The organism is Streptomyces winkii, assembly GCF_032248595.1.
GTDB classification, from domain to species: Bacteria; Actinomycetota; Actinomycetes; order Streptomycetales; family Streptomycetaceae; genus Streptomyces; species Streptomyces winkii.
Map to the genome: position 1 here is coordinate 712,825 of NZ_JASTTH010000002.1, position 26,046 is coordinate 738,870.

The 26,046-nt window shown below is 72.5% G+C and carries 20 protein-coding genes; 7 read left to right on the plus strand and 13 right to left on the minus strand.

What is annotated here, in order from left to right:
- Window positions 1–49: 49 nt before the first annotated feature.
- The gene (locus QQM67_RS07435) at window positions 50–523 is read right to left on the minus strand and encodes a carboxymuconolactone decarboxylase family protein (RefSeq protein ID WP_314172795.1); all 474 of its coding nucleotides are present in this window, start codon (window positions 521–523) and stop codon (window positions 50–52) included.
- A gap of 385 nt (window positions 524–908) precedes the next feature.
- On the opposite strand from QQM67_RS07435, the gene lgt reads away from it, so the two are divergent.
- On the plus strand, window positions 909–1,934 hold the full coding sequence (gene lgt / locus QQM67_RS07440) for a prolipoprotein diacylglyceryl transferase (protein ID WP_314172796.1): 1,026 nt from the start codon (window positions 909–911) through the stop codon (window positions 1,932–1,934).
- Between the two features lie 40 nt (window positions 1,935–1,974).
- On the opposite strand, the gene QQM67_RS07445 is transcribed toward lgt, so the two are convergent.
- The 11 genes from QQM67_RS07445 to QQM67_RS07495 form a co-directional block, all read right to left on the minus strand.
- Complete coding sequence (locus tag QQM67_RS07445; RefSeq protein ID WP_314173023.1) at window positions 1,975–2,901, minus strand: HpcH/HpaI aldolase/citrate lyase family protein; 927 nt, start codon at window positions 2,899–2,901, stop codon at window positions 1,975–1,977.
- Between the two features lie 11 nt (window positions 2,902–2,912).
- Window positions 2,913–4,133 (minus strand): CaiB/BaiF CoA transferase family protein, encoded by a 1,221-nt coding sequence (locus tag QQM67_RS07450; RefSeq protein ID WP_314173024.1) that lies wholly within the window; start codon window positions 4,131–4,133, stop codon window positions 2,913–2,915.
- 38 nt (window positions 4,134–4,171) lie between these two features.
- Complete coding sequence (locus tag QQM67_RS07455) at window positions 4,172–5,056, minus strand: PfkB family carbohydrate kinase (protein ID WP_399065827.1); 885 nt, start codon at window positions 5,054–5,056, stop codon at window positions 4,172–4,174.
- A gap of 77 nt (window positions 5,057–5,133) precedes the next feature.
- A complete protein-coding gene (locus QQM67_RS07460; RefSeq protein WP_314173025.1) occupies window positions 5,134–6,564 on the minus strand; it encodes an ADP-ribosylglycohydrolase family protein in 1,431 nt (476 codons plus the stop codon).
- On the minus strand, window positions 6,564–7,859 hold the full coding sequence (locus QQM67_RS07465; RefSeq protein WP_314172798.1) for an ADP-ribosylglycohydrolase family protein: 1,296 nt from the start codon (window positions 7,857–7,859) through the stop codon (window positions 6,564–6,566). Before QQM67_RS07465 ends, QQM67_RS07460 begins: the two co-directional genes overlap by 1 nt.
- Window positions 7,856–9,232, minus strand: coding sequence for an ADP-ribosylglycohydrolase family protein (locus QQM67_RS07470; RefSeq protein WP_314172799.1), 1,377 nt, complete (start codon window positions 9,230–9,232; stop codon window positions 7,856–7,858). Before QQM67_RS07470 ends, QQM67_RS07465 begins: the two co-directional genes overlap by 4 nt.
- Complete coding sequence (locus QQM67_RS07475) at window positions 9,229–10,416, minus strand: ADP-ribosylglycohydrolase family protein (protein WP_399065648.1); 1,188 nt, start codon at window positions 10,414–10,416, stop codon at window positions 9,229–9,231. The genes QQM67_RS07470 and QQM67_RS07475 overlap by 4 nt, the downstream gene beginning before the upstream one ends.
- Before the next feature lie 103 nt (window positions 10,417–10,519).
- Window positions 10,520–11,818: an ABC transporter substrate-binding protein gene (locus QQM67_RS07480; RefSeq protein ID WP_314172800.1), complete on the minus strand. Its 1,299-nt coding sequence runs from the start codon at window positions 11,816–11,818 to the stop codon at window positions 10,520–10,522.
- Window positions 11,818–12,654 (minus strand): carbohydrate ABC transporter permease, encoded by an 837-nt coding sequence (locus QQM67_RS07485; protein WP_314173027.1) that lies wholly within the window; start codon window positions 12,652–12,654, stop codon window positions 11,818–11,820. The genes QQM67_RS07480 and QQM67_RS07485 overlap by 1 nt, the downstream gene beginning before the upstream one ends.
- On the minus strand, window positions 12,654–13,616 hold the full coding sequence (locus QQM67_RS07490) for a carbohydrate ABC transporter permease (RefSeq protein ID WP_314172801.1): 963 nt from the start codon (window positions 13,614–13,616) through the stop codon (window positions 12,654–12,656). The genes QQM67_RS07485 and QQM67_RS07490 overlap by 1 nt, the downstream gene beginning before the upstream one ends.
- Entirely contained in the window at window positions 13,613–14,740 is a 1,128-nt protein-coding gene (locus QQM67_RS07495; protein ID WP_314172802.1) for a LacI family DNA-binding transcriptional regulator, read from the minus strand. The genes QQM67_RS07490 and QQM67_RS07495 overlap by 4 nt, the downstream gene beginning before the upstream one ends.
- Window positions 14,741–15,148: 408 nt before the next feature.
- Here QQM67_RS07495 and QQM67_RS07500 point away from each other — a divergent pair, with 408 nt between their 5' ends.
- The 3 genes from QQM67_RS07500 to QQM67_RS07510 all read left to right on the plus strand — a co-directional run bounded on the left by QQM67_RS07500 (window position 15,149) and on the right by QQM67_RS07510 (window position 22,449).
- Window positions 15,149–15,874 carry a VIT1/CCC1 transporter family protein gene (locus QQM67_RS07500; protein ID WP_314172803.1) on the plus strand — a complete coding sequence of 242 codons (726 nt, stop codon included), beginning with the start codon at window positions 15,149–15,151 and terminating at the stop codon, window positions 15,872–15,874.
- Between the two features lie 505 nt (window positions 15,875–16,379).
- Window positions 16,380–20,996 (plus strand): glutamate synthase large subunit, encoded by a 4,617-nt coding sequence (gene gltB, locus QQM67_RS07505; RefSeq protein ID WP_314172804.1) that lies wholly within the window; start codon window positions 16,380–16,382, stop codon window positions 20,994–20,996.
- Window positions 20,989–22,449 carry a glutamate synthase subunit beta gene (locus QQM67_RS07510; RefSeq protein WP_314172805.1) on the plus strand — a complete coding sequence of 487 codons (1,461 nt, stop codon included), beginning with the start codon at window positions 20,989–20,991 and terminating at the stop codon, window positions 22,447–22,449. Before gltB ends, QQM67_RS07510 begins: the two co-directional genes overlap by 8 nt.
- Before the next feature lie 204 nt (window positions 22,450–22,653).
- On the opposite strand, the gene QQM67_RS07515 is transcribed toward QQM67_RS07510, so the two are convergent.
- Window positions 22,654–22,968 (minus strand): hypothetical protein, encoded by a 315-nt coding sequence (locus QQM67_RS07515; protein WP_314172806.1) that lies wholly within the window; start codon window positions 22,966–22,968, stop codon window positions 22,654–22,656.
- Window positions 22,969–23,490: 522 nt separating this feature from the next.
- Between QQM67_RS07515 and QQM67_RS07520 the strand changes: the two genes are divergently transcribed.
- The 3 genes from QQM67_RS07520 to QQM67_RS07530 all read left to right on the plus strand — a co-directional run bounded on the left by QQM67_RS07520 (window position 23,491) and on the right by QQM67_RS07530 (window position 25,947).
- Window positions 23,491–23,979 carry a hypothetical protein gene (locus tag QQM67_RS07520; protein ID WP_314172807.1) on the plus strand — a complete coding sequence of 163 codons (489 nt, stop codon included), beginning with the start codon at window positions 23,491–23,493 and terminating at the stop codon, window positions 23,977–23,979.
- 292 nt (window positions 23,980–24,271) lie between these two features.
- Window positions 24,272–25,153, plus strand: coding sequence for a helix-turn-helix domain-containing protein (locus QQM67_RS07525; RefSeq protein ID WP_314172808.1), 882 nt, complete (start codon window positions 24,272–24,274; stop codon window positions 25,151–25,153).
- A complete protein-coding gene (locus tag QQM67_RS07530) occupies window positions 25,150–25,947 on the plus strand; it encodes an SAM-dependent methyltransferase (RefSeq protein ID WP_314172809.1) in 798 nt (265 codons plus the stop codon). Before QQM67_RS07525 ends, QQM67_RS07530 begins: the two co-directional genes overlap by 4 nt.
- Window positions 25,948–26,046 lie beyond the last annotated feature (99 nt).

The window sequence follows — 26,046 nt, forward strand, 5'->3', positions numbered from 1 at the left end:
GCTGCCGTCACACCGGCGCCGGACCGGCGTTCGCGTCACGGGCTCCGGGTCATCCGAACTGGCCCGGCTCGTAGTCGCCGGCCGGCTGCTGGACGATGACGTTCATGCGGTTGAAGGCGTTGATGAGGGCGATGAGGGACACCAGGGCGGCGAGCTGCTCCTCGTCGTAGTGCTTGGCGGCGTTCGCCCACGCCTCGTCCGTGACGCCGCCCGCCGCGTCGGCGATGCGGGTGCCCTGCTCCGCCAGCTCCAGGGCGGCCCGCTCGGCGTCCGTGAACACCGTGGCCTCCCGCCAGGCCGCGACGAGGTTGATGCGCAGAGACGACTCCCCGGCGTGCGCGGCGTCCTTGGTGTGCATGTCGGTGCAGAAGCCGCAGCCGTTGATCTGGCTGGCGCGGAGCGTGACCAGATGCTGGGTCGCGGTCGGCAGCGTCGAGTCCGAGATCACCTTGTTCGCCGAGGTGAGGCTGCTGAGGATCTTGGCCGTCCCCGGAGCGCCGAAGAGGTTCAAGCGAGCGTTCATCGTGAACTCCTGTTCCGCTGTCGGTGGTTACACCTCACAGACGGGGCAGCCCGGCCGGGTGTGACACGGGACGATGTGACGTGAGTCTCGCCCGGCGCGCGGCGACGGCAGGGCCGCGCGCATCCGGGGACGGGTCGCAAGGGCGCCCGCCGCCGGTGTGCGAGCGCCGTCCGCACACCGATCGGCGGGGCGCGTCCGTTCACGGCCGCGGCGACGTGTGTGGCGAAGGTCTCACCGGGGCGATGCCCGGCCGGGCTGCGGCCCCTGTTCAGTGAGGTCGGGGCGCCGGGCCCGCGCGGACCGTGCGGCCGATCGGCCGTTATGGAGCTGTTGCACAGGGTGCATTGCCGATGGCGAGTCCCGTCAAGGTAGCGTCGGGACCGCCATGGAGATCCTTGCATTCATCCCCAGTCCCTCGGCCGGCGAGATTCATCTCGGCCCGGTTCCGCTGCGCGGCTACGCCTTCTGCATCATCATCGGCGTCTTCGTCGCCGTGTGGCTCGGCGGCCGCCGCTGGATCGAGCGCGGCGGCCGTGCGGGCACGGTCGCCGACATCGCCGTGTGGGCCGTGCCGTTCGGCCTGGTGGGCGGACGTCTCTACCACGTGATCACCGACTACCAGCTCTACTTCGGCGAGGGCCGCAACTGGGTCGACGCCTTCAAGATCTGGGACGGCGGGCTCGGCATCTGGGGCGCGGTCGCGCTCGGTGCCCTGGGCGCCTGGATCGGCTGCCGCAGGCGCGGCATCCCGCTCCCGGCGTACGCAGACGCGGTGGCGCCGGGCGTCGCGTTCGCGCAGGCCATCGGCCGCTGGGGCAACTGGTTCAACCAGGAGCTGTACGGGCGGGCCACGGATCTCCCCTGGGCGGTCGAGATCGACGCCCAGCACAGGCCCGTCGACACTCCGAGCCTGGCCACCTACCACCCGACGTTCCTCTACGAGTCCCTGTGGTGCGTGGGCGTCGGCTTCCTGGTGATCTGGGCCGACCGCCGCTTCAAGCTCGGGCACGGCCGCGCCCTGGGGCTGTACGTCGCCGCGTACACCGTCGGCCGCTTCTGGGTGGAGTACCTGCGCGTCGACGACGCCCACCACATCGCCGGGCTGCGGCTCAACGACTGGACGTCGATCCTCGTCTTCGTGGGTGCCGTGGCCGGCATCGTCATCTCCGCGCGGCTGCGGCCGGGCAGGGAGAAGACCGTCGAGCCGGAGAGCGCCGGCGACGGCTCCTCGTCCTCCCCGTCCGCCCCTGCCGGCAGGCGCGCCCACAAGGCCGGGGCCAAGGCCTCCCCGGCCTCTCCCGCCACCGCGAAGAGCGCCGGAGAGAAGGACGCGGACGGAGACGCGGAAGGGGACGGAAGCAGTCCCACCTCCGCGGTGTCCACCCCGGAGAGTTCCAGCGGAGCCTCCTGACGCATGGCGTGCGCCGGGCGTTCCCCGGCGCGCGCCCACGTCAGTTCCGGCGCCTCGCGAGCGACAGCGTCCTGCGCGCCCCCGCGACGACCGCCGCGTCGACGAACCGTCCGTCCGGAAGCGCCAGCGCCCCCGCACCGGTCGACGCGGCCTTCATGATCTCCTCCGCGGCCTCGATCTCCTGACGGGTGGGCAGATACGCCCGCTCGATGATCTCCAGCTGGCACGGGTGGATCGCCGTACGCCCCAGGAAGCCCAGGCTCCGGCCCTCGGCGCAGGAGCGCGCGAGTCCCTCGGTGTCGGCGACGTCCGGATAGACGGACTGCGGCGGAGGCGCCAGCCCCGCCGCGCGGGCGGCGACCACGGCACGGCTGCGCGGCCATGCGAGCCCCGCCTCCCCGGTGACGCCCAGCACGGCACGCAGATCGGCCTCTCCCAGCGCGATACCGCGCACGGCGGGGTGAGCCGTGGCGACGGCGAAGGCGTTCTCGATGCCGAGGGCGGATTCGAGCAGCGCGTGGAGCGCCGGGACGTCCTCCGTGGAGGGCGCCGGACCGTGCCCGTCGGCCGTGCTCTGCGAGGTCACGGACTCCCGCGCCCACTGGACGACCCGTACGACGTCCCCGGCGCCGTCGACCTTCGGCAGCCGCAGCCCTGCCAGCCCCGGCAGCCCGGCGAGCGTGCGCACCTCGGCCGCGGCCAGCGGCCCGTCGAGGGCGTTGACCCGGACATGGACGGGCACCGGCCCTGGACGCGGGTCGGCGAGCAGTTCGGCCGCGGCACGCAGCGCGTACGCCTTGCGCTCGGGGGCCACCGCGTCCTCCAGGTCGACGATCACCGCGTCCGCGCCGGACGTGAGGGCCTTGCGCACGACGTCGGGGCGGTCTCCGGGGGCGTAGAGCCAGGTCAGCGGGAGGGGCTCGGGCCGTCCGTCCGGCGTGGCGCCGCCGGTTGCGGCGGGGTGCAGGCGTCCGCCGTTCACAGCGCGCCGCCGTCCCGCAGAGCGGCGATCTCCCGCTCGCTCAGGCCGAGTTCGGCGAGGACGGCGTCGGTGTCGCTCCCGTGCGGCCGTCCCGCCCACTTGATCGCACCGGGCGTCTCGGAGAGCCGGAAGAGGACGTTCTGCATGCGGACCGTGCCCAGCTCCTCGTCCTCGACCTCGGTGATCGACCCGAGGGCGCGGTACTGCTCGTCGTCCATGACGCCGCGGATGTCGTTGACCGTCGCGACGGCCGCCTCGGCCTGCTCGAAGGCGGCCACGACCTCGGCGCGTTCGTGGCGAGCGATCCAGCCGCCGACCACCTCGTCCAGCTCGTCGGCGTGCGCCGCGCGCCCGGCGCCCGTCGCGAACCACGGCTCGTCGAGGAACTCGGGGTGCCCCACCAGGCGCAGCACCCGCTCGGCGACGGACTGCGCCGAGGTCGAGACGGCGAGCCACGCGCCGTCCGCCGTGCGGTACGTGTTGCGGGGGGCGTTGTTCGCGGACCGGTTTCCGGTACGGGGCTGTACGTAGCCGAGCTGGTCGTACCAGAGGGGCTGCGGGCCCAGCACCGTCAGCATCGGTTCGATGATCGCCATGTCGACGACCTGGCCCCGGCCGTCGCGGTCCCGGCTGCGCAGCGCGGCCATCACGGCGTACGAGGTGGCCAGAGCGGCGATCGAGTCGGCGAGCCCGAACGGCGGCAGCGTCGGCGGCCCGTCCGGCTCGCCCGTGACCGCGGCGAAGCCGCTCATGGCCTCGGCGAGGGTGCCGAAGCCGGGGCGGCGCGCGTACGGCCCGAACTGCCCGAAGCCCGTGACGCGGGCCAGGACCAGGCGCGGGTTGGCGGCCGAGAGCTGCTCCCAGCCCAGGTCCCACTTCTCCAGCGTGCCGGGCCGGAAGTTCTCGATGACGACGTCGGACCGGGCCGCGAGGCGCAGCAGCACATCGCGGCCGCCGGGCGTGGACAAGTCCAGGGTGAGGTTGCGCTTGTTGCGGCCGAGCAGCTTCCACCACAGGCCGACCCCGTCCTTGGCGGGCCCGTGCCCGCGTGACGGGTCGGGTCTGCGCGGATGCTCGACCTTGATCACGTCGGCGCCGAAGTCGCCGAGCATGGTGGCCGCGAGGGGGCCGGCGAAGAGCGTCGCCAGGTCGAGGACGCGGAGGCCCTCCAGCGGCGCGCGGCCTCTCTCCGGAGCACCGGTCATGTCGTGGGCCATGTCGCCGGTCGTGCCGCCGGGCATGCCGTGCGCGTCGTTCATCGCTGGGTCCGGGAGCCGTCGAGCGTGGCGGCCAGCGCGTCGGTCTCCGAGCGGTACGGCATGGACGCGGAGGCGCCCGGTCGCTGCACGGACAGGGCGGCGGCGGACGATGCCCAGGCGAGGGCACCGGGCATGGCCCGGCCCTCGGCGCGGGCGACGGCGAGCGCGCCGACGAAGGTGTCGCCCGCGGCGGTCGTGTCCTCGGCCTTCACGCGGGGGGCGGGCACATGCACCGGTTCCGCGTCCCGTACGGCGTGCAGGGAGCCACGCTCGCCGAGGGTGACGACGACTTCGGGCACGAGAGCCAGCAGCGCGGACGCCGCGTCGTGCGGGTCGGACTTGCCGGTGAGCACGGCCGCTTCGTGCTCGTTGGGGACCAACAGGTCGGTGACGGCGAGGAGTTCGCCGGGCAGCGGCTGCGCGGGCGCGGGCGTGAGGACGACGCGTACGCCGTGCTCGTGCGCGGCGCGGGCGCCCGCGAGAACGCCCGCGAGCGGGATCTCCAGCTGGAGCAGGAGCGCGTCGGCGGCGCGGATGAGCTGTTCGTCGCCCGGCGCGAGGCCGTCGACGGTGCCGTTGGCGCCGGGCACGACGACGATGGCGTTGCCCCCGTCGTCGTCCACGACGATGTGCGCGGTGCCGCTCTCGCCCTCGACGGTGCGCAGGGCGCGGGTGTCCACGCCGTCGTCGTCGAGCGACGCCCGCAGGCGCACTCCGAAGTCGTCCTCCCCGACGGCGCCGATCATCGAGACCGAGCCGCCCGAACGGGCCGCCGCGACGGCCTGGTTGGCGCCCTTTCCGCCCGGGACGGTGCGGAACGCGTGGCCTGTGACGGTCTCGCCGCGCCGGGGCGCCGTCGCGACGTAGGCGACGAGATCCATGTTGGTGCTGCCCAGCACCGCGATGGACGGTGCGGACCGGCTGGGGTCGGGGCCGGGGGGCGGTGGCGTCGTGGGAGTCACGGTAGGGGGGTCTCCTGTCGGTCCGTGGCGGGGCGGGGGAGTGCGAGATCGCAGGTGAGCCGGGCGAGGGCGTCGAAGCCCGTGCCGTCGAAGCCCGAAACGCCCGTGGCGAGGCGGTTCTTGAGCGGGCCGGTCCAGCGGGAGGGCAGCGCGCCGGGCGAGCCCGCGAGCAGCCCGGCGACGGAGCCCGCGGTCGCGGCGACGGAGTCGGTGTCCAGACCGCCGGAGACGGCACGGCAGATGGAGCCGGTGAAGTCGCCGCCGGCGTGGGTGAGTGCGGCCGCGAGCAGTGCGGCGTTGGGCAGTACGTGCACCCAGTGGTGGTGCCCGTACTCGCCGTGGACGCGGTCGACGACGGCCTCGAACCCGGCGGCGGTGCCGGTCGGTTCGGCGAGCGCCGCCTCGATCCCGAAGGTGACGGCGCGCGCGAGGCGCGAGCGTGCGGGAACCACCCGCAGGCCGGTGCGCAGGCACGCCAGGGCGTCCGGCGCGTCGCCCGAGGCGGCCTCGGCGATGACGGCGGCGGCGAACATCTCTCCGTACACGCCGTTGCCGGTGTGGCTCAACGTGGCGTCCCGCCAGGCCAGTTCGGCCGCTGTCGCGGGGTCGCCGGGGTTCGTCCAGCCGAAGACGTCGGCGCGGATCAGCGCGCCGATCCACTCACGGAACGGGTTGTGGCGGCGTCCCGTCTCCGGGGGGATCAGGCCGTCGAGGAGGTTGCGGTACGCGATGCGCTCGGCGGTGAACGTACGGCCGGCGGGCAGCTCGTCGAGCCACAGCGACGCGACGTCCGCGGAGGTGAAGCCGTGACCGTGGCGCTGGAGCAACAGCAGCCCCAGAAGCGGGTAGTTGAGGTCGTCGTCCTCCGGCATGCCGTCGATGTTCTCGGCGAGCGAGGTGGAGGCGCTGCGCCGGTTCCAGGGCATGCGCCGGGCGAGGTCTGCGGGGAGGCCGGTCTGCGTGAACCAGTCGTCCAGCGGCCAGTTGCCGGTGGCGCGGGCGATCTCGCGGATGCCGTGGAGCGGCAGCTTCTCGACGGGCTTGCCGAGGAGACAGCCCGCCGCCCTGCCCAGCCAGGCCGCCTCCAGCCGTTCGCGCAGGCCGGTGCGCGCGTGGGCTTCCCCGGACGATCCGCGGCCCCGCGGCTCGGGCCAGTCGGGGCAGGCCGCCTTGAGCGCGGCGAGTTCCGTCGGCTCGTCGGCGGCCAACGGGCAGGGGAGGAGGGCGAGTTCGTCGAGGAGCCGCAGCGCGGTGGACCGCAGCTTCCCGTCCGCGGGGGTCTCGGACGCACCGGCGCGCGCCGGCGCCGGTGAGCCGCCCGCGTCGGCCCACACGCGGGCGACAGCCGACGCGTCACGCCCGTCCTCGGCGGCCTGACGCATCTCGTGGCCGACGAGGTCCTCGGGCTGGATCCACGTCAGGCGCATCACGACCCCGTCTCCACCGGGTCGGCCGGACGCGCGGCCTCGGCCGTACGGGCCGCGTTCGCCGCGTTCTCCGCGTCCCTCGCGTTCGCCGCGTTCTCCGCGTTCTCCGCCCCGTGTCCCGCGATCGCCTCGAACGCGGCCTCGTGTGCCCGGCGGCGCTCGCGGTCGCGGTCGAAGATCTCGCGGGCGACCGCCGCGAGCGACGCCGCCGGGGTGTGCAGATCGAGCCTGCTGGCGCGGGCGACCTCCGAGCTCCACTCCTCCGGCACGGCCGCCGCACCCCGCATCGCTCCGAGAACCGCGCCGCTCATCGTCGCGATGGAGTCGCAGTCCCGGCCGTAGTTGACCGAACCGAGCACCGTACGGCGGAAGTCGCCGCGCCCGACGAGCAACATGCCCAGGGCGATGGGGAGTTCCTCGATGGAGTGCAGCCGGGAGGGGCGGCGCGCACCGAGCGACGGGCTGCGGTAGTCCGGGCCGACGGTGTCGTACGGGGTGACGGCCTCCCGCAGCGGCTTCAGCGCGCCCTCGAACTCGCTGTGCCGCGCGGCCACTTCGCACACCGCCGTGATCGCGTCCCGGGTGCCGTCCTTGGCCAGCGCCAGCACGTCCTCGACGACGGACTCGGGTGTCGCGCCGGGCAGGCAGGCGGCGGCCACGGCCGCGGCGAACACCCCGGCGGCCTCCCTCCCGTAGGAGGACTGGTGGGCGCCGGCGACGTCCAGCGCCTCGGCGTAAGCCGCCGCGGGATTACCGGCGTTGACCAGGCCCACCGGCGACATGTACATCGCCGCACCGCAGTTGACGATGTTTCCGGCCCCGGCCTCCCGCGGATCCACGTGGCCGTAGTGGAGCCGCGCCACCATCCACTTCTCCGCGAGGAAGATGCGCTGCAACGGCAGGGCCTCGGCCTCGAGTTCGGGAATCCAGCGCGGATCGCCCATCAGATCGGGCACGAGTCTCTCCGCGACGTCGTACGCGCCGAGGTGGTCGCGCACCTTCTCGTAGACCCGCACCAGGGCGTGCGTCATGAGGGTGTCGTCGGTGACGTGCCCGTCGCCCTTGTGGTACGGCGCGATGGGCCGGGCGTTGCGCCAGTCCTCGTGGAACGGGCCGACGATGCCCCGCACGCGTCCGCCGTGGCGCTCCACGATCTGCTCCGGGCTCCAGCCCTCGACGGGGCCGCCCAGCGCGTCGCCGACGGCGGCTCCCACGAGGCAGCCGGTGACCCGCTCCTCCAGCGTGGGCGTGTTCGGGGGTGCGTGCGTACGTGGGGACGCGGGTGTGTGCGTCATGCGCAGTTCATCCCTTCCACGGGTGTCTCCTCCGGCACGCCCCCGAACGCGCCCTCGGGAGCGGTGAGTTCGGTGCGTACGAGAAGGTCGGCGAGCTCGACGAGGTCCGTACCGGCCAGCCTCGGAAGCGCACATCCGGAGAGCGTGCGGCACGCCTCCCGCCAGCTTCGGGGCAGCGCGGCACCGCCGCCGATGGCCCCGGTCAGCGCGCCGGCCAGCGCGGGAGCGGAGTCCGCGACCCGGGAGAGGCAGGCCGCCGCCGGCACCGCCTCGGCGACGGCGCCCCGGGCGGCGAGGGAGAGCGCGAGCGCGACGGGCACGGTCTCGGCGGCGGCGATGCCGTAGCTGTAGATGTGGTCGACGATCTCGTGCTCCAGCACCGGCACCAGGGCGAAGGCGTTGCCCGCCGGGCCGGGGCGGTCGGCCGCGGCCTCGCGGGCGAGCCGCACGGCGTGCCGCGCGTTGCGGAGGATCTCCGTACCGGAGGGCAGCTGCTCCAGGGCCGCCGCGACGCAGGCCTCGGCGTTTGAACCGCCCAGCGCCTCGGCGACGGCGGCGGCCATGGCCCGGGCCCCGTGCACGCCGTCGCCGTCCTGCGTGTAGCGGGCGTCGCACTCGGCGAGGTCGGCGGCGGCGGTGGGATTTCCGGGGTGCACCGTCGCCAGTACGGCCGCGCGCACGCATGCGGCGTCGTCGAAGTAGTGCGGGTTGTCATGGCCGGTCGCCGGGGGCCGCAGGCCCGTCGCGAGATTCCCCAGCCCGGCCCGTACGGAGATGCGGGCACGCAGCGGCAGCACCGCGGACTCCACCTCGGGAGCGCGGCCCGCGGCGGCGGCGACCTCCGCCGCCAGCTCGTTCCAGGCCAGGTCGACGGCGGCTCGCATCCTGCGGTCCCGGCCCAGGTCGCTCAGGAGCGCCCCGGCGGCGGTCAGCACCGACTCGGCGGTGAACGCGGCCCATTCGGCGTCGTCAGAGGGACCCAGTCGCAGCGGTTCGGGCGGCTGGTTGAGCGCGATGGGCACGGGGAGCGTGGTGGTGGCGTTCTGTTCGGCGAAGGTGTCGAGTTCACGGGTGAGGCGCCGCGTCCAGTCGGGCATCCGCGAGGCGCGGTGCCGGGCGGCGGGCCAGCCCGCGGCGTCGCCCGCCGCGATGCCGAGGAGCAGCCCCTCGATACGGCGCGGGTCGCCGGCGCCGTCGTCGCCGCCTGCGTCCTCCGCGGCGCTGCCGCGCTCGCGGTCCTGGCCGAACTCCCGGGCGGCGCGGCCCTCGTGGCGTCCGCCGATCTCGCCGTCCTCCTGTCCTTCCCCGGCCTCGCGGTGCTCGTGGACCTCGCGTGCCCTCACGACCCTGCCGTCGGTTCCGGCCGCGCTCATCGCCGCGTCCGCCCCTCGCCGTCGAGGCGGTCACGGCCACCGTCGAGGCCGTCACGGCCACGGCCCCGGCGGTCGTCCCCGCAGGAGACCCCATGGGGGAGGGACGGGGCGGGAGTGAGCAACTCCGCGATGTCCAGGACGTGGTAGCCCGCCATCGACGGCAGGCAGCTGCCCCGCGCCGGCCCGATCGCCGCCGCCCACTCCCCGGGCACGGCCCCGGCACCGCCGAGTGCGCCCGCGAGCGCACCCGCGACCGCCGCGGTCGTGTCCGCGTCGCGGCCCATGTTGACGGCGGTCAGCACGGAGTCCCTGAAGTCGCCCTGGGCGACGGCGAAGGCGCCGAACGCGAGCCCGACCGCCTCCGGGGCCAGGTCCATCCACGGGTAGCCGCCGATGACCACGGCGGAGCGCACGGCGCGCTCCCGTCCGAGCCGGGTGGCGTCCCGGTCGTGGCGGGCGCGCTGGGCGGTGGCGACGGCGCGCCGCAGGGAGCGCGCCGTCCAGGAGTCCTCGGGCACGACGGACAGCGCCGCCGCGATCACGGCGTCGGTGCCGCGCCCGACCATCGCGGCGGCCACACCGGCGGCGACGGCCTGCCCTCCGTAGATGCCCTCGCCGTCGTGGCTGACGGTGCCGTCGAGGGCGACGAGGCGCGCGGCCTCGGCCGGACGCCCGGCGGCGAAGATCCCGAACGGCGCGGCACGCATGGCCAGTCCGTCGCTCCAGGCGTGCCGGTGCTGCGCGGAGATGGGAGCGGCCAGGCCGCGGCGCAGGTTCTCCAGCGTGCCGCGCTCGCTGAACCCGGCGCCCCGGAAGGAGCCCTCGTCGGGGGCGGCGATCCAGCGGTGCCACGCCTCCTCGACGTGAGCGAGGGTCAGGTCCGAGCCGTGCTCGGCGAGCATCAGCCCGGAGAAGATGGCGTACTCGGTGTCGTCCGTGCCCGCCGGCTCCTCCTCCACGAAGCCCTCGATGCGGCCCCAGCGTTCCCTGATCCGGGACGGTTTCATGTTCTCCGCCGGAGCACCCAGCGCGTCGCCGACCGCGAGACCGAGCATCCCGCCGCGCGCCCGGTCGCACAGCGCCGCCGGCGGCAGGGCGGCGGCCGGGGGCACCGGGGCGTCCGGGAGCCACTCCGGCGCGGAGGCGGCGGGGGAGACGGAGGAGGAGGCGGGGGCTGCGCTCATGGTGCGGGATGCCGATCTGTGCTGTGGCTGTACGGGTGACGAGTTGCGAGTTGCGAGGGGCGAGTTGCGACGGGTGAGCTGCGACGAGTACGGAGAGGCCGGTTCAGCGCTGGTACCTGGCGAGGATGCGGTTGCCGTCGACGACGAGCTTGTCGCGGAGCGCCCGCAGGCCGATGCCGCCCGCGTAGTACTCCTGGAGGGCGGGCGTGGCGACCTTGTCCTTCCATTCGGGATAGCCGCGCACGCCGAGCACGGGCGAGGCGCGCAGGTCGGAGGCGATGCGCAGGCCGGTGCTCCAGCCGTGCTCGTCGGTGTTGAGGGCGGGGTCGCGCAGCGCCTCACGTCCGGTGGGCACGAGCCAGTCGCCCAGGGCGAGACGCGCCATGTGGCCGGGCCGGGTCATGAACGCGATGAACGCCATGGCTGCCTTCTTCCGCGAGGTGTCCTGCGAGACGGACAGGGTCTGCGGGCTCACACCCTGAAGCTGTCCCCCGCCTGCCGCGCCGCGCCCGGCGGGCATCGGCAGCGTCACCCATTCGAAGCCGTCCGGGGCCTGCTGCTGGACCTGCTGCCGGAAGGAGAAGTTGAGCGGCACGATCGCGTACCGCCCGGCGAAGAAGCCCGGAAGGGTGTCGGAGCCGGCCATGCCGAGTGCGCTTCTGGCCGCCGTACGGTCCTCGTTGACCTGACGGCGGATCAGCTCGAAGACGCGTGAGTCGGCGTCGTCGAAGCGGACGACGTCCTTGCCGCGCTCGCGGTGGAAGACGGCGCCGCCCGTGCTCATCGCGAGGTTCACGGACTGGTTGACGGGCTCCTTCATCGACCACGCGACGCCGTACGTACGCCCTGGCCTGGTCAGTTGCTTCGCGGCGTCCTCGAACTCCCCCCAGCTCCAAGGGCGTTGGACCGTCGGTATCCGCAGTCCGGACTTCTCCAGCAGCCTCCGGTTGGCGACGAGCACGCGTGGATCGTGCAGGAACGGCACCCCGTAGATGCCGCCCGCGATCGTGGCGGTGTCCCAATTCGCCTTGGAGATCTGCTTCTTGAGTCCCTCGGGCAGCAGCGGACCCAGGTCCGCGAGGTACCCGCCGTGGGCGAAGTCGGTGAGGTCGTTGGCCTCGTCGTGGATGATGTCGGGGGCCTCGCCGCCTTCGAAGGACGTCAGCAGCTGGTCGTGGACGCTCTCCCACGCGCCCTGCACATAGCGGACCCGCATCGAGGGGTTGCGCTTGTTCCACTCGGCCACCAGCGCCTTGTTGACCTCGATGGACTCCTTCTGCCAGGCGAGGCTCAGATAGTCCAGGGGACCCGAGCCGTCCTCCGGCGAGCCGGCGCAGCCGCCGAGCAGGGCGGGGGCTCCGGCCGCGGCGGCGGACGCGGTGAGGAAGTCGCGGCGGCGCATCAGCCCTTCACCGCCCCGCTCATGATGCCGCTGACCAGGCGCCGCTGGAGCAGCGCGAAGAAGAGCAGGCTCGGGAGGGTCGCCATGAGCGCGGCCGCCGCCAGCGGTCCGAGGTCGGCGGCGCCTTCCGCGCCGATGAAGTGGGTGAGGATCACGGACATGGTCTGCTTCTCCGGCGACTTGAGCAGGACCAGGGCGAAGAAGAACTCGTTCCAGGCGGTGACGAAGGAGAACATCACCGTCGCCACCAGGCCCGGGGTGAGCAGCGGGAAGACCACGCTGACCAAAGTGCGCAGGCGCCCGCAGCCGTCGATGGCGGCGGCCTCCTCCAGCGAGGCGGGCACGGCCCGCACATAGCCCTGGAGCATCCACAGCGCGAACGGCAGGTTCCACACGACGTAGACGAGGATCAGGCCCGTGAGGGAGTCGATGAGGTGGAAGCTCTTCAGCACCAGGAACAGCGGGATGATGACCAGCACGAACGGGAACATCTGGCTGACCAGGATCCAGCCCGTCGCCGCCCTGCTGACCACCGAGCGGTATCTGACCATCGCGTACGCCGCGGGCACCGCGATCGTCACCGACACGGCCGCCGCGCAGGACGCCGCGACGAGGCTGTTGAGCGCCGAACGCGCCAGCGGCTGCTGGTCGAAGGCGGCGGTGAAGCTGTCCAGCGAGGGGTGCCGGGGCAGCCACGACGGGTCCACCGAGCCCAGTTCCTGCGGGGACTTGAAGGCCGTGGAGACCAGCCACAGAAGCGGGAAGGCGAGGAAGACCAGGTAGCAGAGCAGGGCCAGATACCGGCCGGCCGTGGCGGCGCCCGATCGCGTGGTGATCACCGGTCGTCCTCCTTCAGACGGTTGCGCAGGAACACCGCCAGCAGTACGGCGACGACGGCCACCATCACCAGGCCCATCGCCGCGGCGTAGCCGAACTGCCCGTAGCGGAAGGCCTCTTCGTAGGCGAAGAGCATCGGCAGCCGCGTCGAGCCGCCGGGCCCGCCCCCGGTGAGCACGTAGATCAGGCCGAAGGAGTTGAAGTTCCAGATGAAGTTGAGGGCGGTGATCGCCAGCGCGACGGGCTTCAGCGCGGGCCACGTCACGGTCCGGAACCGGCGCCACAGCCCGGCCCCGTCCAGCGCGGCCGCCTCGTGCAGCTCCAGCGGCACGTTCTGAAGTCCCGCCAGCAGCACGACTGTTGTCTGCGGCATGCCCGCCCATACGCCGACCACGATCACGGCGGGCAGCGCGAGGGAGACGCCGGCGAGCCAGTCGACGCTCGTGGAGATCAGATGCAGGTCGCGCAGCGTGGCGTTGAGGATGCCCGCGTCCTGGTGGTAGACGAGCCGCCACATCACGCCGACGACGACCTCGGGCATCGCCCACGGAACGAGCGCGAGCGTACGGGCCAGCCAGCGGAAGCGGAGGTTCTGGTTCAGCAGGACGGCCAGCCCGAGCGCCAGCAGGAACTGCAACGCCGTCACGCAGACGGCCCAGACGAGTCCGATCCGGAAGGAGTCCCAGAAGAGGGAGTCCAGGCGCAGGTCCGCGAAGTTGGCGAGGCCGGTGAACCCGGTGACCGCCGTACGCCCGGACTGGGCGTCGGTGAAGGCCAGCGACAGCCCGTACAGCAGCGGTCCGGCGCTCAGCAGCAGGATCGGCAGCAGGGCGGGCAGCAGCAGGAACCATGCGTCGCGGTCGAGGCCGAGGGCCCTTCGGCGCTGAGAGACCGTACGGGGCGGCGGGGTGCCCGCGCCCTTGGCCTGCCGGGCGGGGGTGCCGGATGCGGTGAGGCTCACGGGGTGGCCTCCCCGGCGTCCGGCGCGGGCGGAGCGGAGGGGACGGCGGGCGCGGAGGAGGCCCGGACGACCAGGCGGGGCGCGACGGTCCGCACCCGCGCGCGCGTGACCGGCTCCTGCCCGGACCCGCCGGATATCCGCTCCAGCAGCATCTCCGCGGCGATCCGCCCGCGCTCGGCGGAGCCGAGGTCGACGCTGGTCAGCGGCGGCCATCCGGCCGCGCACAGGACGGTGTCGTCCATGCCCACGACAGCGACGTCCTCCGGTATGCGCAGCCCGCGGGAGTGCAGCGCCTGCGCGGCACCCAGGGCCAGCTGGTCGTTGGCGCAGAAGACGGCGTCGACGCCGGGGCCCGCGGCGGACCCGCGCTCCGGCCGCTCTCCCTGTGCTCCGTCCGGCCTGTCCGGCCAGGTGTCCAGCAGCCGGTGCAGCGCGCGTGCGCCCGCCTCGACGGTGAACTCCGTGGTCACGACGAGGCCGGGGTCGGCGTCGAGCCCGCATCCGTGGAGGGCCCTGCGATAGCCCCGGAGCCGGTTGCTTCCGGGCACGGTGTCGGCGGGCCCGTTGACGAACGCGATGCGGCGGCGCCCCGTACTCACCAGATGCCTCACGGCCAGCTCGGCGCCGGTGACGGAGTCCGCGCGCACGCTGTCGACCGGAGCGTCGTCGGGCAGCGAGCCGATGACGACGACGGGCTGGGCGGCGGTGCGCAGCGCCTTCAAGTGCTCGGGGGTGATGCGGATGGGGCAGAGGATCAGCCCGTCGCTCGTACGGTCGGCGAGGCTGCGCACGACGGCGAGCTCGTCCTCGGCGACGGCGTCGGTCGAATGCAGCAGCAGTCGGTAGCCGCGGGCCTTGGTGATCGTCTGGATCTGGCGGACCATCTCGACGTACACGGGGTTGCCGATGTCCTGCATCGCGAAGGTCAGCTGCCGGGTGCGCCCGCCCTTGAGGGAGCGGGCCACCGCGTTGGGCACGTAGCCGACCTCGGCCGCGGCGCGCTCCACGCGGCGTACGGTCTCCGGCCTCGCCCCGTGCCCGTTGAGCACGCGCGAGACGGAGGCGATGGAGACACCGGCCCGCTCGGCGATCGTCTCGACGGTCGGAGGCCCGCCTGTCGTCACGACAACTCCCCGCCCCTTCGGCCGCTTCGCCCCGTTCGGCCCTTCCGGGCTTCTGCCCCTTTTGCCCCTTGTGTACCTCGTGCTCGTGGCCGCCAACGGTGCGTCCGGCGCCGTACCGACGCGGCGTAACCGGGCGTGAGCCCTACGGCCGGAGAGCCCGGGAACGCGTGTGCTGGAAACGTTTACAGCCACGGACAGGCATCCTGCGGCCACGGACAGCTCGCGTCAACCCCTGCGGAAGGGTTCTCGGCGGGGCCCTCTCCGCCGTGCCCGGACGCCCGCCCCTACCAGGTAAGTTCGGCCTTCCTTGCTGGCGGCGGCGCTCGTATCGCGCATACCTTCGAAGGGCTGGAAGGGCGAGAGCCGGCTCGATCACGGCTCCGCCGCGGCAGGAGGAAGCGGACAGACATGGCGGTCATGGAGCGGGACGAAACTGGCGGTACGGAGCAGGCCCACACCCACCGGGACATCCAGGGCGGCTGGCTGCGCCCGGCGGTCTTCGGTGCGATGGACGGTCTCGTCTCCAACCTCGGCCTGGTGGCGGGCGTCGCGGGCAGCTCGGCTTCGAACCGGGTCATCGTCATCTCCGGCCTGGCGGGTCTCGTCGCGGGCGCCTTCTCGATGGCGGCGGGCGAGTACACCTCGGTCGCCTCGCAGCGCGAACTCGTCCAGGCCGAGCTGGAGATCGAGCGCCGCGAGCTGCGGCGCCACCCCGAGGACGAGCTGAAGGAACTCGCGGCGGTCTACGAGTCGCGCGGCGTGGAGCCCGGGCTCGCGAGGGAGGTCGCCCGGCAGCTCCACGAGGACCCGGAGCAGGCGCTGGAGACGCACGCCCGCGAGGAGCTCGGCGTCGATCCGGGCGACCTTCCGTCCCCGACGACGGCCGCGGTCTCCTCGTTCCTGTCCTTCTCCGTGGGCGCGGTGCTGCCCGTCCTGCCGTATCTGCTGGGTGCCCAGTCGCTGTGGTACGCGGTGGTGCTGGCCCTCGCGGGGCTCTTCGCCTGCGGCGCGATGGTGGCGAGGGTCACTGCCCGGGCGTGGTGGTTCAGCGGGCTGCGGCAGCTGGCGCTGGGCGCCGGTGCGGCGGCCGTGACGTACGGACTGGGCGCGGCCTTCGGCGTCGCCCTCGGGTAGCGAGGTGAGCGTGTGGCCCGTTCGGCGGCAGTCCCGGTACGATCTCTTTGTTACCTCTCGGTTTCAGGCCACCCCGGGCGGGGCAAAAGCCGGAAGGCCCGCGAGCAACGACGCCCGCAACGGGTCCACGCACCTCGCTGCTGTGCAGGGGCCACCCGCACCCCCGCCGCAGGTCCTGGGGACCAACCCTTCTGGTATCGAAATGTGGTCGTCACGCCCACGATCCGAGACGCCGCATCATTTTTTCGGGGTCTGGTCCACGATGTAATCTTCACGGAAATTTGTCCTACGGAGGGCCAACGTCGTCCCTCGGCTCCCCCTGGCACTTCCCCTGGCTCCCTCCCCTCGGCTTTCCCCCAGGGAGGCACCCCCAGGAAGGTGCGAACCCGGGGGGACCCAAGCCCCCCAGGCGCCTGCCGGGGGAGCCCGCCCCTGGTCGTCCCCCCTGGCTTCGCCAGGAGGCGCCCCAGGGGGATCGCAAGCCACGACGACGACGGGAGAGCCGATGCGCGCATCGTTTCAGGCCGCTCACCCTGCCAAGCAGGGCATGTACGACCCCCGATACGAGCACGACGCCTGCGGTGTCGGCTTCGTGGCGACCCTGACCGGTGAACCCAGCCACGCCCTCGTCGAGCAGGGGCTGACCGTACTGCGGAACCTGGAGCACCGCGGCGCCACCGGAGCCGACCCCGAGACCGGCGACGGCGCCGGCCTGCTGCTCCAGGTCCCGGACGCGTTCCTGCGCGAGACCGCCGGCTTCCCGCTGCCGGACGCCGGCAGCTACGCCGTGGGCATCGCCTTCCTGCCCGCCGACGAGGCCGAGTCCGCCGAGGCCGTCTCGCAGATCGAGACGCTCGCGTCCGAAGAGGGGCTGACCGTCCTCGGCTGGCGCGAGGTGCCGGTCGCGCCCGAGCTGCTGGGCCCGGGCGCCCGCGAGACCATGCCGTCCTTCCGCCAGCTGTTCGTGGCGGACGCGGGCACGGACAAGCACACCGGCGCCCCGCGCACGGGCATCGCGCTGGACCGGCTGGCCTTCGTGCTGCGCAAGCGCGTCGAGCGCGAGGCCGGGATCTACTTCCCGTCGCTGTCGGCCCGCACCCTCGTCTACAAGGGGATGCTGACCACCGGGCAGCTGGAGCCGTTCTTCCCCGACCTGTCCGACCGCCGCTTCGCCAGCGCCATCGCGCTGGTGCACTCGCGCTTCTCCACCAACACCTTCCCGAGCTGGCCGCTGGCGCACCCGTACCGCTTCGTCGCGCACAACGGCGAGATCAACACGGTGCAGGGCAACCGCAACTGGATGCGCGCCCGCGAATCGCAGCTCTCCTCCGAGCTCTTCGCGCGCGCCGGCGACGAGGGCGAGCAGCGCAAGGCCCTGGAGCGGATCTTCCCCGTCAACACCCCCGGCGCCTCCGACTCCGCCACCTTCGACGAGGTGCTGGAGCTGCTGCACCTGGGCGGGCGGTCACTGCCGCACTCGGTGCTGATGATGGTGCCCGAGGCGTGGGAGAACCACGACTCGATGAGCCCCGCCCGCAGGGCGTTCTACCAGTACCACTCCACGATGATGGAGCCGTGGGACGGCCCCGCGTGCGTCACCTTCACCGACGGCACCCAGGTCGGCGCCGTCCTCGACCGCAACGGGCTGCGTCCCGGCCGCTACTGGGTCACCGACGACGGGCTGGTCGTCCTCGGCTCCGAGGTCGGCGTCCTCGACATCGAGCCGTCCCGCGTCGTACGCAAGGGGCGCCTCCAGCCCGGCCGGATGTTCCTCGTCGACACCGCCGAGCACCGCATCATCGAGGACGACGAGATCAAGGAGCAGCTCGCCGGGGAGCACCCGTACGAGGAGTGGCTGGAGGCCGGGCTCATCGACCTGGCCGATCTGCCCGAGCGTGAGCACATCGTGCACACGCACGCGTCCGTCACGCGCCGTCAGCAGACCTTCGGCTACACCGAGGAGGAGCTGCGCGTCCTGCTCGCGCCGATGGCCAAGACCGCGGCGGAGCCGATCGGCTCCATGGGCACGGACTCGCCGATCGCCGCGCTCTCCGACCGTCCGCGGCTGATCTTCGACTACTTCACGCAGCTGTTCGCGCAGGTCACCAATCCGCCGCTGGACGCGATCCGCGAGGAGCTGGTCACTTCCCTGCACTCCTCGCTCGGGCCGCAGGGCAACCTGCTGGAGCCGAACGCCGCGTCGTGCCGCAGCGTGACCCTGCCCTTCCCGGTCATCGACAACGACGAGCTGGCCAAGCTCATCCACATCAACGCCGACGGCGATCTGCCCGGCTTCAAGGCCACGACGCTCTCCGGTCTCTACCGCGTGCACGAGGGCGGCAGGGGCCTGGCCGAGCGTCTGAAGGAGATCTGCGTCGAGGCGGACGCCGCCATCGAGGCCGGCGCCCGGCTGATCGTCCTCTCCGACCGGCACTCGGACGCCGAGCACGCGCCGATCCCGTCGCTGCTGCTGACCTCCGCCGTCCACCACCACCTCATCCGTACGAAGCAGCGCACCCAGGTCGGCCTGCTGATAGAGGCCGGCGACGTGCGCGAGGTGCACCACGTCGCGCTGCTCATCGGCTACGGAGCGGCGGCCGTCAACCCGTACCTCGCGATGGAGACCGTCGAGGACCTCGTACGTGACGGAACCTTCCTGCCCGGCGACATGGAGGCCGAGGAGGCCATCCGCAACCTGATCAAGGCGCTCGGCAAGGGCGTGCTGAAGGTGATGTCGAAGATGGGCATCTCCACGGTGGCCTCCTACCGCGGCGCCCAGGTCTTCGAGGCCGTCGGGCTGGACGAGTCCTTCGTCGACACCTACTTCCACGGCACCACCACGAAGATCGGCGGCGCCGACCTGGACGTCATCGCCAAGGAGGTCGCCGCCCGGCACGCCAAGGCGTACCCGGCCACCGGCATCGCACCGGCTCACCGGGCCCTGGACATCGGCGGCGAGTACCAGTGGCGCCGCGAGGGAGAGCCGCACCTGTTCGACCCGGACACGGTCTTCCGCCTCCAGCACTCCACGCGCGCCCGCCGCTACGACATCTTCAAGCAGTACACGCAGCGCGTCGACGAGCAGTCCGAGCGCCTGATGACGCTGCGCGGTCTCTTCCAGCTCAAGGACGAGCGGCCCTCGATCCCCATCGAGGAGGTCGAGCCCGTCTCCGAGATCGTCAAGCGGTTCTCCACCGGCGCGATGTCCTACGGCTCCATCTCCCAGGAGGCCCACGAGACGCTCGCCATCGCCATGAACCAGCTGGGCGGCAAGTCCAACACCGGCGAGGGCGGCGAGGACGCGGTGCGCCTGTACGACCCGGCGCGCCGCTCCGCGATCAAGCAGGTCGCCTCCGGCCGCTTCGGCGTCACCAGCGAATACCTCGTCAACTCCGACGACATCCAGATCAAGATGGCCCAGGGCGCCAAGCCCGGTGAGGGCGGCCAGCTGCCCGGCCACAAGGTCTACCCGTGGGTCGCCAAGACGCGGCACTCCACGCCCGGCGTCGGGCTGATCTCGCCGCCGCCGCACCACGACATCTACTCGATCGAGGACCTCGCCCAGCTCATCCACGACCTGAAGAACGCCAACCCGCAGGCCCGCATCCACGTCAAGCTCGTCTCCGAGGTCGGCGTGGGCACCGTGGCCGCGGGCGTCTCCAAGGCGCACGCCGACGTCGTGCTCATCTCCGGGCACGACGGCGGCACGGGCGCCTCCCCGCTCACCTCGCTCAAGCACGCGGGCGGCCCCTGGGAGCTGGGCCTGGCCGAGACGCAGCAGACGCTGCTGCTCAACGGGCTGCGCGACCGCATCGTCGTACAGACCGACGGCCAGTTGAAGACCGGCCGCGACGTGGTCGTCGCCGCGCTCCTCGGTGCCGAGGAGTTCGGCTTCGCGACGGCGCCGCTGGTCGTCTCCGGGTGCGTGATGATGCGCGTGTGCCACCTGGACACCTGCCCGGTCGGCATCGCCACGCAGAACCCGGTGCTGCGCGAGCGCTACAACGGCAAGGCCGAATACGTCGTGAACTACTTCCAGTTCATCGCCGAAGAGGTCCGCGAACTCCTCGCCGAGCTGGGCTTCCGCAGCCTCGACGAGGCCATCGGGCACGCCGAGCTCCTCGACGTCAGCCGCGCCGTGGACCACTGGAAGGCCCAGGGCCTGGACCTGGAGCCGCTGCTGCACGTCCCCGAACTGCCCGGCGGCGCCGTGCGCCACCAGGCCACCGAGCAGGACCACGGCCTGGCCAAGGCGCTCGACAACGAGCTGATCAAGCTGTCCGCCGACGCGCTGTCCGCCGACTCCGCGCAGGAGGCGCAGCCCGTACGCGGCCAGATCGCGATCCGCAACATCAACCGGACCGTCGGCACGATGCTCGGGCACGAGGTGACGAAGAAGTTCGGCGGCGCCGGGCTGCCCGACGACACCATCGACATCACCTTCACCGGCTCCGCGGGCCAGTCCTTCGGAGCGTTCCTGCCGCGCGGCGTGACGCTGCGGCTGGAGGGCGACGCCAACGACTACGTCGGCAAGGGCCTCTCCGGCGGCCGGCTGGTGGTGCGCCCCGACAGGTCGGCGGACCACCTCGCCGAGTACTCCACGATCGCCGGCAACACCCTCGCCTACGGCGCGACGGGCGGCGAGATGTTCCTTCGCGGGCGCGTGGGCGAGCGCTTCTGCGTCCGCAACTCCGGTGCGCTGGTGGTCTCCGAGGGCGTCGGCGACCACGGCTGCGAGTACATGACGGGCGGCGCCGCCGTCGTACTGGGGGAGACGGGACGCAACTTCGGCGCCGGCATGTCCGGCGGCATCGCCTACGTCATCGACCTCGACCAGGACAACGTCAACGCGGGCCTGCGGGACGCCGTCTACGGACACGAGCACCTCGACGACGTCGACAAGGAGTGGCTGCACGACGTGGTGCGCCGCCATCACCGGGAGACGGGCTCGACCGTCGCCGAGGCGCTGCTGGCCGACTGGGACGCGGCCCTCACCCGCTTCGGCAAGGTCATCCCCGCCACGTACAGGGCAGTGCTCGCCGCCAAGGACGCCGCCGAGCGCGCGGGACTCAGCGAGTCCGAGACGCACGAGAAGATGATGGAGGCCGCGACCAATGGCTGACCCCAAGGGCTTCCTGCACACCGACCGCGAGGTCGCGCAGTCCCGTCCCGTCGAGGAGCGGGTCAAGGACTGGAACGAGGTGTACGTCCCGGGCTCGCTGCTGCCCATCGTCAGCAAGCAGGCCGGGCGCTGCATGGACTGCGGCATCCCCTTCTGCCACCAGGGCTGCCCGCTGGGCAATCTGATCCCCGAGTGGAACGACTACGCCTACCGCGAGGACTGGGGGGCCGCGATAGAGCGGCTGCACGCGACGAACAACTTCCCCGAGTTCACGGGGCGGTTGTGTCCCGCGCCGTGCGAGTCGGCGTGCGTGCTGGGCATCAACCAGCCGCCGGTGACCATCAAGAACGTCGAGGTCACCATCATCGACAAGGCGTGGGACAACGGCCACGTCACGCCGCAGCCGCCGGACCGCCTCTCGGGCAAGACGGTCGCGGTCGTCGGCTCCGGCCCGGCAGGGCTCGCGGCGGCGCAGCAGCTGACGCGCGCCGGGCACACCGTCGCCGTCTACGAGCGGGCCGACCGGCTCGGCGGCCTGCTGCGCTACGGCATCCCCGAGTTCAAGATGGAGAAGCGGCACATCAACCGGCGCATCGAGCAGATGCGCGCGGAGGGCACCAAGTTCCGCACGGAGGTCGAGATCGGCCGCGACATCGACGCGAAGAAGCTGCGCAAGCGGCACGACGCCGTCGTCATCGCGGCGGGCGCCACCACGGCCCGGGACCTGCCGGTGCCCGGCCGCGAACTGAACGGCGTGCACCAGGCGATGGAGTATCTCCCGCTGTCCAACAAGGTGCAGGAGGGCGACCTGACGGTCTCCCCCATCAGCGCCGAGGGCAAGCACGTCGTCGTCATCGGCGGCGGCGACACCGGCGCCGACTGCGTCGGTACGGCGCACCGGCAGGGCGCGGCCTCCGTCACGCAGCTGGAGATCATGCCCAAGCCGGGCGAGGAGCGGGCGCCGCACCAGCCGTGGCCGACCTTCCCGATGCTCTACAAGGTCACCTCCGCGCACGAGGAGGGGGGCGAGCGGGTCTACTCCGTCAACACCACCCACTTCGAGGGCGACGAGGACGGCAACGTCCAGTGGCTGCACCTGGTCGAGGTGGAGATGGTGGACGGCAGGCCCGAGCAGAAGCCCGGCACCGAGCGGCGGATCCCGGCCCAACTGGTCACCCTGGCCATGGGGTTCACCGGTGTGGACCGGGAGAACGGCCTGGTGGAGCAGTTCGGCGTCGAGCTCGACCAGCGGGGCAACGTCGCCCGTGACGGCAACTACGCCACGAACGTCGACGGTGTCTTCGTCGCCGGTGACGCCGGCCGCGGCCAGTCCCTGATCGTCTGGGCCATCGCCGAGGGCCGCTCGGCGGCCAAGGGAGTCGACCGCTACCTCATGGGCACCAGCGCTCTTCCGGCGCCCATCGGCCCGACGGACCGCGCGATGGCGGTCTGAGCCTCAGCCTCCGCTTCCAGCGGCCGGGGGTTCCGCACGGCCACGGTGCTCGCCCCTCCCGACCGGGGCGGGTGCCGTGGTGTGCTTACGTACCGTGCGTCGCCGCCCTGGCCGGGCGGCACCGGTGGCTGGTGCCAACAGGTGCCCGTGGAGGCCGAGTCGGGGGGTGCGTCAGGCGGGGCAGGCGCGCGTAGCGGTGCGGTCTCAGTCCTCGCGCTCTCCGGCCGCTTCGGCGGCGGCGCGGCGAGCCTGACGCCGCCCCTCGTAACGCTCCCTGCGGTTGCTCGCCCTGACCATGTCCTGCCACTCCTTCACACAGCCGCGCCTGCTGCATCCCGAGCAGCAGGTGTGGGTGAACAGCAGCGCGTCGGGGCGTTCCCAGCGGCAGCGGGTGTCCGTCTCCTCACGCGCCGGCTTCGGCGGCAGATCGCAGTCGCCGTGGCGGTGATCGTGGACGGGACGGGGGCGGTGCTCCGCGTGGCGGACCCACAGCGGCTTCGTCTTGTCCGTACGGGACATCGCGTTCCTTCCGGAACCGCCGCCCGTGCTCCCGGACTCTCCGGGCGGGCGGCTAGGTTCGGAATCTCACGGCGATCCCCTCCTTCCCTCTCCCTCAAGGCCGTTCGTGCTGCCGGCCCGGCACACCGGCAGATGCCGCCACCGCAGCAGCCGCTGCGTTCTCAGTACGTCAACGCGGGCCCGGCGCATACGAATTCGGCCGGGGTCCTGGCCGAACCCATACTGGATCCCGGGCCTGTGCCGCTCGCGCCGGCGGCTGACCGTTGAAGTCGCTCGCCACGCCCATCGACCCTACGGCGCCCGCGCGACGCGCACGACGGATTAACGACGGCCGGCAGGAACGGCGGCGGGGAGCGGAGCACGGACGCAGTGCTGGGGCCGCACGGCAAGCCCTGTCGGCCCGCCGTGCGGCCACACCCGCTTCGACCAGCGAGAACGCACCCGCGGCAGCTCGTATGACCACAGGGGGAACCTCCCGCGCCCCTCTTCCGTCAGAGCGGTGAAGCAGGAGGTAGATCGAAGATGCGACGCAGCACGACAGGTACCACCCGACGCAGGGCCGCGCTCGTACTGGCTCCGGCGATGGCCGCCGTGGCGCTGACGGCGACGGCGTGCGGGGGCAGCGAGCAGACCGTCAGCAGCGAGCCCCCGGAGAAGCAGACCCGCTTCGAGAAGCGCGCCGCGCAGATCGAGCAGGAATGGCCGAAGGTGGACAAGACCAAGGGCAGGCACCGGGACATGCTGCCGCTCGAAGCCGCTCAGCGGCCGGTCAAGGGCAAGGAGACCTCGCTGACCGTGACCGTCGGCCACGGGGGCTGCGACACCAAGTACGGGGCGCACGTGCACGAGACCGACAAGCTCGTGATCGTCTCGGGCTGGTCGAAGGAGGACAAGAAGGCCGACTTCTGCACCAAGCAACTCGTCACCGACAAGTCGAAGGTCGAGCTGAAGAGCGAACTGGGCAAGCGCACCGTCGTCGACGCGGCGACGGGGAAGAAGCTCCTCTCCTGACAGGCTGACGCGGCGTCAGACAGCCCGTACGGCCCCGGGGACGCGCACGGGGAACCGCGCACCTCCCGCGGCCTGGCACAACTGACGTACACAGACCGCCGGTTGGCTCCCGGCAGGCAGGCCCCGCACCACTCCCTCGTGGTGCGGGGCCTGCCACGTGTGCGGACAGCTCTGATAGTTTCGGGCCCACTTCGTCCTTTTCTCCGATCACCATCACAACTACGCGGCGGCCTGGGGAACTTGAGCATCTGTCTGCTCCTCCGTGCAGCACGTCGCGGACAGGAGCCTGTGCGTGAGCGAGGCACTGCCGAGCGGCCAGAGTGCGCCCACGGTGCTGCGTATCGTCCTCGGCAAGCGGCTGAAGGAACTGCGGGAGAGCCGGGGGATATCGCTGGAGGAGGCCGCGAAGGCGCTGAGCGTCAGCCACCTGACGATCCGCCGCATCGAGAACGCCCAAGTGAGCCTGAAGATCCCGTACGTGCGGGAGCTGCTGCGCCACTACCAGGTCTCCGACGAGGAGACCCGGGACTTCACGGACATGGCCGAGCAGGCCAACGAGCCCGGCTGGTGGCACAACTACAAGACGGCGCTGCCCGACTGGTTCCGCGCCTACGTCTCCCTGGAGACGGCCGCCGAGGTCATCCGGGTCTACGAACCGCACTACATGACGGGCCTGTTGCAGACCCGCGACTACGCACGGGCCGTCATACGGGCCGGCTTCCCGTACGAGTCGGAGGACGCCCTCGAACACCGCGTGGATCTGCGGCTGCGCAGACAGGCGCTGCTCGCCCGGCCGCAGGCGCCGACCCTGTGGGTGGTGCTGGAGGAGGCGGCGCTGCGGCGCGAGGTCGGCGGGCCCGCCGTGATGCGCGCACAGATCGCACGCCTGATGGAAGCGGCGGAGGATCCCCGCATCACCTTGCGCATCCTCCCGCTGGCCGCCGGAGCACACTCGGGGACGAGCGGCCATCTGACCTACTTCCGTTTCCGGGAACCGGAGTTGCAGGACATCGTCTACACCGAGGTCGGACTGACCAGCGCCGTCTATCTGGACCAGCGTCCCGACGTGGTGGCCCATCTGGAGGCCTACACGCGCGTCTCGCGCCTCGCGGCCGAACTCCTGCCGGACACGCGTGACTACCTCGACCGCCTGCGCAAGGAGTTCAACCGGTGAGCGGCTTCTCGGAGATCGACACGAGCAGGCCGCACGCCGCACGCCTCTACGACTACTACCTGGGCGGCAAGGACTGGTTCCCGGTCGACAGGGACGCCGCTGAGCAGGTCAAGAAGGTCTTCCCCGTCGCGGAGACGGGAGCCCGCGCCAACCGGGACTTCATGCACCGCGTCACGCGCCACCTCGCCCGGGAGCACGGCGTCCGGCAGTTCCTCGACATCGGCACCGGCATACCGACCTCGCCCAACCTGCACCAGGTCGCGCAGGAGACGGCCCCGGAGTGCCGCGTCGTCTACGCCGACCACGATCCGCTGGTCCTGGAGTACGCCGACGCCCTCATGCACAGCACCGCCGAGGGCCGCACCGCCTACGTACAGGCGGACTTCCGTCACGATTCGGTCCTCGACACCCGCGAGGTGCGCGAGACCCTCGACCTGGACAGGCCGGTCGCGCTGTCGCTGCTGGCGCTGCTGCACTTCGTCCCGGACGGGAACCGGCCGCGGGAGATCGTGCGCGCCATGCTCGGACGGCTCGCGCCCGGCAGCTTCCTGGTCCTCTCGCACGCCACGGCCGACTTCGACGACGAAGGTCATCTGGAGCAGGTGACGAAGATCTACGAAGAGGGCGGCACCGCGGTGCAGATCCGCAGCGCTGCGGAGATCGCGGCCTTCTTCGACGGGCTGGAGATGATCGAGCCCGGCCTGACGCCGACGCACCGCTGGCGGCCCGACGCGCCCTCCACGATCACCGACGCGGAGGCCTTCATCTACGCGGGCGCGGCCCGCAAGCCCTGACGGGCGCAGGGCCCCGTCCCGTCAGCTGCCGGGGGGGCGGCCGAAGCCGGGCCCCAGGGCAGCGGTCCGGGCGCGGCATTCCGCGCCCGGCGCTCGTTA

Bases quoted from the DNA above. Each gene is read 5' to 3' on its own strand.
- QQM67_RS07435 (WP_314172795.1), bottom strand. From the start codon at position 523: ATGAACGCTCGCTTGAACCTCTTCGGCGCTCCGGGGACGGCCAAGATC.
- lgt (WP_314172796.1), top strand. From the start codon at position 909: ATGGAGATCCTTGCATTCATCCCCAGTCCCTCGGCCGGCGAGATTCAT.
- QQM67_RS07450 (WP_314173024.1), bottom strand. From the start codon at position 4,133: ATGGCCCACGACATGACCGGTGCTCCGGAGAGAGGCCGCGCGCCGCTG.
- QQM67_RS07455 (WP_399065827.1), bottom strand. From the start codon at position 5,056: ATGGATCTCGTCGCCTACGTCGCGACGGCGCCCCGGCGCGGCGAGACC.
- QQM67_RS07460 (WP_314173025.1), bottom strand. From the start codon at position 6,564: ATGCGCCTGACGTGGATCCAGCCCGAGGACCTCGTCGGCCACGAGATG.
- QQM67_RS07465 (WP_314172798.1), bottom strand. From the start codon at position 7,859: ATGACGCACACACCCGCGTCCCCACGTACGCACGCACCCCCGAACACG.
- QQM67_RS07470 (WP_314172799.1), bottom strand. From the start codon at position 9,232: ATGAGCGCGGCCGGAACCGACGGCAGGGTCGTGAGGGCACGCGAGGTC.
- QQM67_RS07475 (WP_399065648.1), bottom strand. From the start codon at position 10,416: ATGAGCGCAGCCCCCGCCTCCTCCTCCGTCTCCCCCGCCGCCTCCGCG.
- QQM67_RS07480 (WP_314172800.1), bottom strand. From the start codon at position 11,818: ATGCGCCGCCGCGACTTCCTCACCGCGTCCGCCGCCGCGGCCGGAGCC.
- QQM67_RS07500 (WP_314172803.1), top strand. From the start codon at position 15,149: ATGGCGGTCATGGAGCGGGACGAAACTGGCGGTACGGAGCAGGCCCAC.
- gltB (WP_314172804.1), top strand. From the start codon at position 16,380: ATGCGCGCATCGTTTCAGGCCGCTCACCCTGCCAAGCAGGGCATGTAC.
- QQM67_RS07510 (WP_314172805.1), top strand. From the start codon at position 20,989: ATGGCTGACCCCAAGGGCTTCCTGCACACCGACCGCGAGGTCGCGCAG.
- QQM67_RS07515 (WP_314172806.1), bottom strand. From the start codon at position 22,968: ATGTCCCGTACGGACAAGACGAAGCCGCTGTGGGTCCGCCACGCGGAG.
- QQM67_RS07520 (WP_314172807.1), top strand. From the start codon at position 23,491: ATGCGACGCAGCACGACAGGTACCACCCGACGCAGGGCCGCGCTCGTA.